Below are 8,449 nucleotides of genomic sequence, written 5' to 3'. Positions count from 1 at the left end.
GCGGGAGCGGAGGGGTTCGGGGGCGAGTTGTCCACAACGGTGGGTGGGTGTGGACAAGTGGGTGAGGGGCGACGACGGCGGACGGGGGCGTCGCGAAAGCCACTTTCGCGACGCCTGATGTCCCGAAAGTGGCTTTCGCGACCTGTCGGCCAGCGACGTCGAAGACATCCGCAGTTCACGCGGGCAGGGTTGGCTGTGGGAGTGAACTGGACGGCGTACGTCGACGGCTACTGCGAACGCCTCGCCCCCGGGCTCTGGGGCGAGCCGCTCAACAGCCTCAGCAATCTCGCGTTCCTGATCGCGGCGATCGCGATCTGGCGGCAGCCGAAGGGCCGCGTGTTCGGCGCCCTCATCGGGCTGGTGTTCCTCGGCAGCACGGCGTTCCATCTGCTCGCCACCCGCTGGTCCGCGGCCGCGGACACCGGCTTCATCCTGGTGTTCGTTCTGTACTACGCCGCCGTGTTCCCGCACGTGTTCTTCGGCGTCCGCCGACGGCTGGCCTGGCTCGGCATCCCCGTGTTCCTCGCCTTCACCGCCGTCGTCGCGTCACTGGGCGGCGGGCTGTACCTCTCGGCGCTGATCGGGCTCGCGATCTTCGCGGTCATCCTCAAGGGTGAAGACCGTCGCAGGTTCGCGCTCGCCGCGGGCGTTTTCGGCGTGTCCCTCTCGTTCCGCACGGCCGACCACACCGTCTGCGGCAACTTCCCCGCCGGGACGCATTTCCTCTGGCACCTGCTGAACGGGCTCGTGCTCTATCTCGCCGCGAACGCCGCGACGAAAAGGGCCGCGTCCCGGCAGGACGCGGCCCCTTCCCACAGCTGACTCAGTGGACGCCGATTTCGCGGAGATCCTTGTCGTGCTCGTCGGCGTGGTAGTCCGCGGCCTCGGTGTCGTCCGTGCCGTTGAAGACCTTCAGCCGCCGCGCGATCACCGTGAAGATCACGGCGATCAGCAGGTTCGCGATCAGCGCGACGAACCCGACGTAGATCTGCAGTTGCGAGCCGCTGAGCGGATGCCAGCCGAAGATCGACAGATCGCCGAGCTTCAGCGCCGAGCCACCGAAATGCGCCTTGCCGGTCGCCGGGTTGGGGATGTTGTAGAGCATGACCAGGCCCCAGCCGATGCCGACCACCCAGCCGGCGATCAGGCCCCAGCGGTGGAACCACCGCGTGTAGAGCGAGATCGCGACCGCGGGCAGCGTCTGCAGGATCAGCACACCGCCGATGAGCTGCAGATCGATCGAGAACTGTGGGTCGATGAACAGGATGAACGCCACCGCGCCGAACTTCACGATCAGCGAAGCGAGCTTGGCCTGCTTCGCTTCCTCGCCCGGCGTCGCGTTCTTCTTGATGTACTCCTTGTAGATGTTGCGGGTCCACAGGTTGGCCGCCGCGATCGACATGATCGCCGCGGGCACCAGCGCGCCGATGCCGATCGCGGCGAACGCGATCCCGGCGAACCACGATGAGAACTGCGTGTCGAACAGCACCGGGACGACGGTGTTCGTGTCGGGCTTGCCGGTCGCGTTGTTGGTGATCGGCGAGACCGACGCGCTGATCGCGACGTAGCCGAGCAGCGCCAGCAGACCCAGCACCAGCGAGTACGCCGGCAGCGCGACCATGTTCCGCTTGATCACGCTGCGGCCGCGCGAAGCGAGCACGCTGGTGAGCGAGTGCGGGTACAGGAACAGCGCGAGCGCCGAACCGAGCGCCAGCGTGGCGTACTGCAACTGGTTGTTCGCGTTGAGCAGGATGCCGTCCGCCTGCGACGGCGTCTTGTCGAACTTCGCGTCGGCCGCGTCGAAGATCTCCGACCAGCCGCCGAGCTTCGAGGGCAGGTAGATGATCGCGACGATGATCACGAGGTAGATCAGGATGTCCTTGACGAACGCGATCAGTGCGGGCGCGCGAAGGCCCGACTGGTAGGTGTAGACCGCCAGGATGATGAAGGCGACCAGCAGCGGCAGGTGGCCGACGATGCCGGAGCCGTTGATGCCCATCGTCCGCAGCACGGCTTCGAGGCCGACAAGCTGCAGCGCGATGTACGGCATGGTCGCGATGATGCCGGTGATCGCGATGAGCAGCGCCAGCGTCGGCGAACCGAACCGGCCGCGGACGAAGTCGGCGGGCGTGACGTAGCCGCGGACGCGCGAGACCGACCACATGCGCAGCGCCGGCATCAACACGATCGGGTAGACGATGATCGTGTACGGCAGCGCGAAGAGGCCCATCGCGCCGGCGCTGAACATCAGCGCGGGGACCGCGACGAACGTGTAGGCCGTGTAGAGGTCACCACCGAGCAGGAACCAGGTGATCCACGAGCCGAACTTGCGGCCGCCGAGACCCCATTCGTCCAGATGGTCGAGGGTGTTGCCGGCCTTCCAGCGCGACGCGACGAAGCCGAGCACGGTGACCACCGCGAAGAGGATCGTGAAGATGATCAGCTCTGGCCATTGGATGTTGGTCACTTGACGTCCCCCTCGTCGAGCTCGTCCACGGACAGCCGGTCGGGACGCTCACTGGTCGGCTTGTCCTTGGTCATCACGAAGACGATCCAGGTGCACAGGACACCGACCGCGACGAACACGAACTGGAACCAGTAGAAGAACGGCATCCCGAACAGCCGGGGACCGTCCGAATTGAACAAGGACGTGATCAGCACCAGCAACGGGATGATCAACAGGAGGTTCCAGGGGCTGAACTGAAAACCCCTCACCTTCCCGTCTGCCTTACCTGACACCATCGGACCTCACCTAACGTTCCCGTACCCCCGGATGGTCCCGATGACCCTAGAACCTCTCCCCCGTCCGGGTCACGCGCGCCCGATATCGATTTGATCAGCGACGCCTCATCCGACGAAGGGCGGTTGCCGTCCCGGGCCCCGGCGGATATCAATAGCCGCAGTCGCGAACAGGAACTTCGCACGCATGATCAAAGGGGCATCGGATGAAGAAACTCCGCTATGCGGTGGTGATCCCGGCTGTCGCCGGCACCATGCTGGCCGGGTTCACGCCTGCGTTCGCAGGGCCGGAGGCTGCCGGGCAGCAGCCGCTGAACTCCACCAACATTCCGGCGAAGTACGCGGACCAGAAGCTCGATTGGCACAAGTGCACCGCGAGCGAGCTGCCGTCCGCGCCGCCTCCGGGGGCCGAGAACATCGAGTGTGCGACCTACCGCGCGCCGCGTAACTGGTACAAGACGAACGAGAACATCGACCTGACGATCGCCGTCAGCCGCCTCGCCGCCACCAGCGGCAAGGCGACGGCCAGCGTCATCACGAACCCGGGTGGCCCCGGTGCTCCGGGCCGTAACTTCCCGGCTCGCCTGCGTAACCAGACGAAGCTCCGCGCGCACCAGGAGATCATCGGTCTCGACCCGCGCGGCACCGGCAAGAGCACGAACATCACCTGCGGCAACGCGATCGGCACCGGTTCGGACCTCGACCCGCGCGACCGCAGCCGGGCGAACCTCAACCTGATCCTGGACGCCACCAAGTACGCGGCGGACTCCTGCCAGGTGAAGTCCGGTGAGCTGGGCCCGCTCATCAACACCGCGCAGACCATCCGCGACATCGACCTGCTGCGTGTCCTGCTCGGCCGCGACAAGATCAACTGGGTCGGCTACTCGGCGGGCACCTGGATGGGCGCGCACTACGCGCAGCAGTTCCCCACCCGGACGGGCCGCTTCCTGCTCGACTCCGCGACCGAGTTCACCACCACCTGGCAGAACTCGTTCGACTGGCAGCCGCTCGGCTTCGAGCGCCGCTGGCGTCAGGACTTCCTGCCGTGGATCGGCAAGTACGACAAGGTCTACGGCTTCGGCAAGACCGGTGAAGCCGCGCGCCAGACCTACGAGAAGGTCCGCTTCGCGCTGACCCAGAACCCGGTCGAGGTGGACGGCGTCCCGGTTTCGGCCAACGCCCTCGACTCGACCATCGCGTCGTACCTCTACTCGAAGCGCAACTTCACGGCGCTGGCCGACTACCTGGTCAACCTGAAGACGCTGACCGAGGGCACCTCGACGCAGCAGCAGAAGGCCTCGGCCGCGCAGAAGGTCAAGGCGGAGACGGTGGACGGTGACGGCGTCATCGGCCCGCAGCCGCTGTTCGTCCCGACCGACGGCGACTCCTACAACGCCAGCTTCTGGTCCATCCCCTGCAACGAGGGCCCGTGGTACGGCAACCGGAACAGCGTGATCCGGCAGTCGCAGAAGCTGATCGACCGCGATCTGCCGCTGCTGGGCGCGGGCTGGCTGATCCAGCCGTGCATCTTCTGGAAGAACAAGCCGGTCGACCTGCCGAGGCTCGACGGCCGCGGCGTCCCGCCGGTGCTGATCGTCCAGTCGGTGAACGACCCCGCGACCCCGCTCGAGGGTGCGACCCGTGCGCACCGCGCGTTCGCCGGCTCGCGGATGATCACCGTGACCGGTGAGGGTGACCACGGCATCTACGCCGGCGGCAACGCTGGTGTGGACAAGGTCGTGGAGGACTACCTCGTCGACGGCAAGGTGCCGAACGACCAGAGCCTCCCCGGACTCCCACTTCCGGTGCCCGCGGGCGCCTGAAGCCACTAGGGATTGTGGCCCCGTCGAGTTCCGGCTCGGCGGGGCCCTTTCTTTGGGGTTGTCCACGACCTGTGCACAGAGTTGTCCACAGGCTGGGGGTAACTCGGTGGGGACAAACTCGGAACTCGCGTGCTTGAAGGCGTAACTCGCGTGATCGGAGGCGTAACTCGGGAATCCGGCTGGACCGGTATTAGTATTGGCACCATGGTGCGAGTGCCGTTGACGGACGAGGAACGTGAACGCGGCGAGCGGCTGGGCCTGGCGCTCCGGGACGCGCGCGCGGCGTCGTCGCGGAGCATGGTCGAGGTCGCGGCGGAGGCCGGGATCTCGGTCGAGACGCTCCGGAAGATCGAGACCGGACGGATCCCGACGCCCGCCTTCTTCACGGTGATGGCGATCGCGGACGCCGTCGGGCTGCCGCTGGACGCGCTGCGGGCGGCCGCCGAGGGCGGCGGCGAACAAGTCGCGGAAGCGAGCTAGGGGCGCAGGACGGCCAGGGCGTGTGCCCGGTCGTTCAGGTAGAGGAAGCCGTCGATCGGCAGGTCGAAGCTGTTCAGCAGGCTTTCCAGCGTGGCATATTCGTCCACGCCCAGCCGCAGGTTCTCGTTCAGCGCGTGCGCGACGAGAACGTCGGCCAGCTCTTCCCACTCACCCGACCAGTGCAAGGTGCGGTAGAAGGCCAGGACGTCCGGCGCGATCCGGTCGCCGATCTGGTCGAGGAGGCTGTCGCCGAAGAAGCTGATCCGGCCGGCGGCGAGGTCGGCGACGGTCGGGTTCGCCGGGTCGGCGGCGGTGTCGGGGTTGCGGACCACGCCTGGCCCCGCCACGGGATAGCCCGTCTTGACGTTGCCGTTGTCCTCCACCAGCACGATCAGGTGCACGCCGTACCGTTCGCCGGCGCACCGCCAGCGGCCGTTGTGCATTCTGCGGCGGGGTTCGCTCGGATCGTTGGCGACGTCCTTGATCACCGCGATGATCTGCTCGTCGGTCCAGCCCGCGGGGAACTCGCTGGTCGCCCGCCGTCCCTTTCCCGGTGCGTGCCCGCCGCCCACTCGTGCTCCTTTCGTCGCATCGAGGGTAACCCGCGTTCGGAGTATTCGGATGATCCGAACGCGGGAACGGGTGACCTCAGGCGAACACGCTGAGCAAGACGGCGCCGACCGCGAGCACGTCGACTCCCCGCAGGGCCTGGAACCCGGCGGCCCCACCGCTGACGTCGTAGTTCATCGGCGGCCTGGTCGCCGTCCGCGCCGCGGCGACGACGGCGAGCGGGATGGCGAGCCACACCGGCCAGGCCGGGGAGACGCCGAGCGTCAGCGTCACCAGGCCGAGCAGGAGCCCCCAGACGAGGCCGAGCAGGGCGATCACCAGGCCGTTGACCAGCCGCAACTCCCAGTCGGACGCGCCGAGCCAGCGCCTGCGGCCAGGGTTGCGCCACAGTTCGCCGAGCCCGCCGACGAACGGCACGAGCGCCGCGTACGCGCCGAGCGCGAACAGCGGTGCGGCCGGGATGGCCGGAAAGGCCAGGTGCGCGACGCCGACCAGGCACGCGATCACCACACTGGCCGCCGCGTAGCGCATCCGGCCGAGCACCCCGGCCCACGCGAGCCGCGGCGTCGTCGGACGCCGCAACGACAACCACGGCACCGGCTTCGACTCCGGGATCAGCAGCATGGGGTCCATGAAGACGGCCGCCATCGCCCGCAGGAGCCGCGCGTTCCAGCCGTCGACGAGTTCCTGACGGCCGACCCCGGACATCGGCTCGCCGCCGAAGGCCATCGCGACCGCCACCACGAACAGCGCGCCGGCCAGTACCTCGACGGCGATCGGGCCCCATCCCGCGGCGGCGAACGCCAGACCGGCCACGGCGAGCACGACCGGCGCGAGCGTTTCCCCGCGGATCGCCGTCCGCCGTGCGGTGACCGCCGCCAGGATCGCGCCGGAGGCGGTCAACGCCGACATCGCGATCCACACGTCCTTCGAGCCGCCGCCGATCGCGGTGACCAGCGCCCCGGTGTAGCCGACCACGAGGACCAGCCCGGCCCAAAGCGTCCACATCCGCTTGACGACGACACGGCGCCTGTCGACGCGGGCGAAGTCCATCCACGTCAGTACCGCAGGCTCGGCCCAGACGAAACCCCGGCGCAGCAGGCCGCGCCAGAACATCGCGCACAGCACGATCAGCAGCCCGAACACCGCCGGGAAGTCCACAACGGACTGTCCAAAAAGGAATTCCCGGAGCTTCGGCAGGTTCTGGAACGCGGTGAACAGCGCGCCGAAACCGAACAGTGCCAGGAAGGTCTGGTAGTCGCCGTTGAACAGGCCGCCGAATCGCTGTCGTCCCGGGACGTGTGTGGGGGCTTTCGTGGTCACCACAGCTCAAGGGTGGAGTCGGCCGCTTCGAGCAGCGGGGGATGGTGCGTGGCCACGACGACGGCCGCCCCGGCGTCGGTCGACCGCTTGATCAACGACGTCAGCCATTCCTTCCCGGCGGCATCGAGCGCCCGTTCGGGCTCGTCGAGCAGCAGGACGTCGTGCGGCCGCGCGGTCGCGCCGAGGAGCAGCAGACGGCGGCGTTGCCCGGCAGAGAACTTGCCCGCCGTGACCTTCGCGCGTTCCGAAAGCCCCGCATCCGCCAGAAGCGCGTCGAAATCGCCGAGATCGGCCCCGAACGAGCCCTCCAGCAGTTCGAGATGCTGGAGCGGGGTCAGCTCGGCGAAGAAGTCGGAATCGTCGAATAGCACGGAAACCTTGCGGCGGAAGGAAACGTCGCGTTCGTCGGGTTTACCGCCCGCGACGACGACACGGCCCCTCTGCGGGGCCTGCGTCCCGTACAGGCATCGCAGCAGGGTCGATTTCCCGACTCCGTTGGGGCCGACGATGACCGCGCATTCGCCCGCCTCCACCTCGAAGTCGAGTCCGTCGAACAGCCAATGCTCCCCGGCCTGCACGCCGAGCCCTCGTACGTCGATCATTTGCCGCGCAACGCCTCGATCACCGGTGCGAGCGCGTCCATGTTGTGCTCCAGCACGGTGAAATAGGTGAAACCGAACCGCTCGCGGTGCGCCAGGATCTGTTCGGCGATCTCCTCGTGAGTACCGACCAGAGCCGTCGGAAGTTCGGCGAGCTGGTCGACGGTGAACTTGCCGTCGAGCAGCTCCCGCAGACTCTCCAAACCCTTTCGCCGATCTTCGACCACGGCGACGAAATGCGAGAGGATATTGAGTTCGGCCTCGCGTCCGTTCAGTTTTCCGCGGACGAAATCCACCCGCTCTTCGATTCCGGCAGCGTCCTCGACGGCGAGCGCTCCGCCGTCGGGAACGGCCGCCGTGCCGGTGAATCCGATGATGTCGGCGTGTTCGGCGGCGAGGGTGAGCAGCCTGTCGCCGCGGCCGGCGATCATCAGCGGCGGGCCCGGCTTCTGCACCGTCGGTGGTTTGTGGTTCACGTCGGCATAGAGCCGTTTGAGCTCTTTGATGGTGTTTTCGAGATGGTCGACGCGCTTTCCGGCGCGGGGGAACTCCATTCCCGCCGCTTCGAATTCGGCTTTCACGTAACCGGCCCCCAGGCCGAGCTCCAGCCTGCCCTCGGTGAACTGGTCCGTGCCGGTGACGTCGCGGGCGAGCAGCACCGGGTTGTAGAAGGCGGTGTTGATGACGAAGGTGTTGAGCCGCGGGCGAGTCGTCACCTCGGCGGCGAGCACGAGGGCCGGGAACGGCGGCGCCATTCCGAGATGGTCGGCCGCGCCGATCACGTCGAATCCGAGGTCCTCGGCCTTGCGGCACTTCTCGACCCACGCCGCACGGGTCTCCGGGACGACCATGTTGACGCCGAATTTGACCATGCCGCCACGGTACCGAGCGAGAAAGAAGAAGGCCTCATCCTCG

At 67.6% G+C, this 8,449-nt stretch carries 9 protein-coding genes; 3 read left to right on the top strand and 6 right to left on the bottom strand.

Translation table 11 applies throughout. The features are described from left to right. Nucleotides 1-201: 201 nt before the first annotated feature. Complete coding sequence (locus ACXIZN_RS34200; RefSeq protein WP_457959083.1) at nucleotides 202-822, top strand: hypothetical protein; 621 nt, start codon at nucleotides 202-204, stop codon at nucleotides 820-822. 1 nt (nucleotide 823) lies between these two features. Here ACXIZN_RS34200 and mctP read toward each other — a convergent pair whose 3' ends face one another. Both mctP and ACXIZN_RS34190 read right to left on the bottom strand, forming a co-directional pair. Continuing rightward, nucleotides 824-2,467: a monocarboxylate uptake permease MctP gene (mctP, locus tag ACXIZN_RS34195; protein ID WP_457959082.1), complete on the bottom strand. Its 1,644-nt coding sequence runs from the start codon at nucleotides 2,465-2,467 to the stop codon at nucleotides 824-826. Continuing rightward, nucleotides 2,464-2,742, bottom strand: a complete 279-nt coding sequence (locus tag ACXIZN_RS34190; protein ID WP_185927414.1) for a DUF3311 domain-containing protein — start codon at nucleotides 2,740-2,742, stop codon at nucleotides 2,464-2,466. The genes mctP and ACXIZN_RS34190 overlap by 4 nt, the downstream gene beginning before the upstream one ends. 203 nt (nucleotides 2,743-2,945) lie before the next feature. Here ACXIZN_RS34190 and ACXIZN_RS34185 point away from each other — a divergent pair, with 203 nt between their 5' ends. Next, entirely contained in the window at nucleotides 2,946-4,562 is a 1,617-nt protein-coding gene (locus tag ACXIZN_RS34185) for an alpha/beta hydrolase (RefSeq protein WP_126737408.1), read from the top strand. Between the two features lie 204 nt (nucleotides 4,563-4,766). Further along, the gene (locus ACXIZN_RS34180) at nucleotides 4,767-5,042 is read left to right on the top strand and encodes a helix-turn-helix domain-containing protein (protein ID WP_126737409.1); all 276 of its coding nucleotides are present in this window, start codon (nucleotides 4,767-4,769) and stop codon (nucleotides 5,040-5,042) included. Here the strand turns inward: ACXIZN_RS34180 and ACXIZN_RS34175 are convergent. From ACXIZN_RS34175 to ACXIZN_RS34160, 4 genes are all read right to left on the bottom strand, one after another. Further along, the gene (locus ACXIZN_RS34175) at nucleotides 5,039-5,614 is read right to left on the bottom strand and encodes an EndoU domain-containing protein (protein ID WP_457959081.1); all 576 of its coding nucleotides are present in this window, start codon (nucleotides 5,612-5,614) and stop codon (nucleotides 5,039-5,041) included. The two genes, ACXIZN_RS34180 and ACXIZN_RS34175, sit on opposite strands and share 4 nt — an antisense overlap. A gap of 76 nt (nucleotides 5,615-5,690) precedes the next feature. After that, the gene (locus tag ACXIZN_RS34170; RefSeq protein WP_457959080.1) at nucleotides 5,691-6,938 is read right to left on the bottom strand and encodes a DUF6297 family protein; all 1,248 of its coding nucleotides are present in this window, start codon (nucleotides 6,936-6,938) and stop codon (nucleotides 5,691-5,693) included. Next, on the bottom strand, nucleotides 6,932-7,537 hold the full coding sequence (locus tag ACXIZN_RS34165) for an ABC transporter ATP-binding protein (protein WP_257483471.1): 606 nt from the start codon (nucleotides 7,535-7,537) through the stop codon (nucleotides 6,932-6,934). Before ACXIZN_RS34165 ends, ACXIZN_RS34170 begins: the two co-directional genes overlap by 7 nt. After that, the gene (locus tag ACXIZN_RS34160) at nucleotides 7,534-8,406 is read right to left on the bottom strand and encodes an LLM class F420-dependent oxidoreductase (protein WP_457959079.1); all 873 of its coding nucleotides are present in this window, start codon (nucleotides 8,404-8,406) and stop codon (nucleotides 7,534-7,536) included. The genes ACXIZN_RS34165 and ACXIZN_RS34160 overlap by 4 nt, the downstream gene beginning before the upstream one ends. Nucleotides 8,407-8,449: the final 43 nt, after the last annotated feature.

This window comes from Amycolatopsis sp. TRM77291, assembly GCF_054166285.1.
The sequence above is the reverse complement of the archived record's forward strand: the minus strand, read 5'-3'. Positions and strand labels throughout refer to the sequence as shown.

Bases quoted from the DNA above. Each gene is read 5' to 3' on its own strand.
- ACXIZN_RS34185 (WP_126737408.1), top strand. From the start codon at position 2,946: ATGAAGAAACTCCGCTATGCGGTGGTGATCCCGGCTGTCGCCGGCACC.
- ACXIZN_RS34165 (WP_257483471.1), bottom strand. From the start codon at position 7,537: ATGATCGACGTACGAGGGCTCGGCGTGCAGGCCGGGGAGCATTGGCTG.
- ACXIZN_RS34180 (WP_126737409.1), top strand. From the start codon at position 4,767: ATGGTGCGAGTGCCGTTGACGGACGAGGAACGTGAACGCGGCGAGCGG.
- ACXIZN_RS34190 (WP_185927414.1), bottom strand. From the start codon at position 2,742: ATGGTGTCAGGTAAGGCAGACGGGAAGGTGAGGGGTTTTCAGTTCAGC.
- ACXIZN_RS34160 (WP_457959079.1), bottom strand. From the start codon at position 8,406: ATGGTCAAATTCGGCGTCAACATGGTCGTCCCGGAGACCCGTGCGGCG.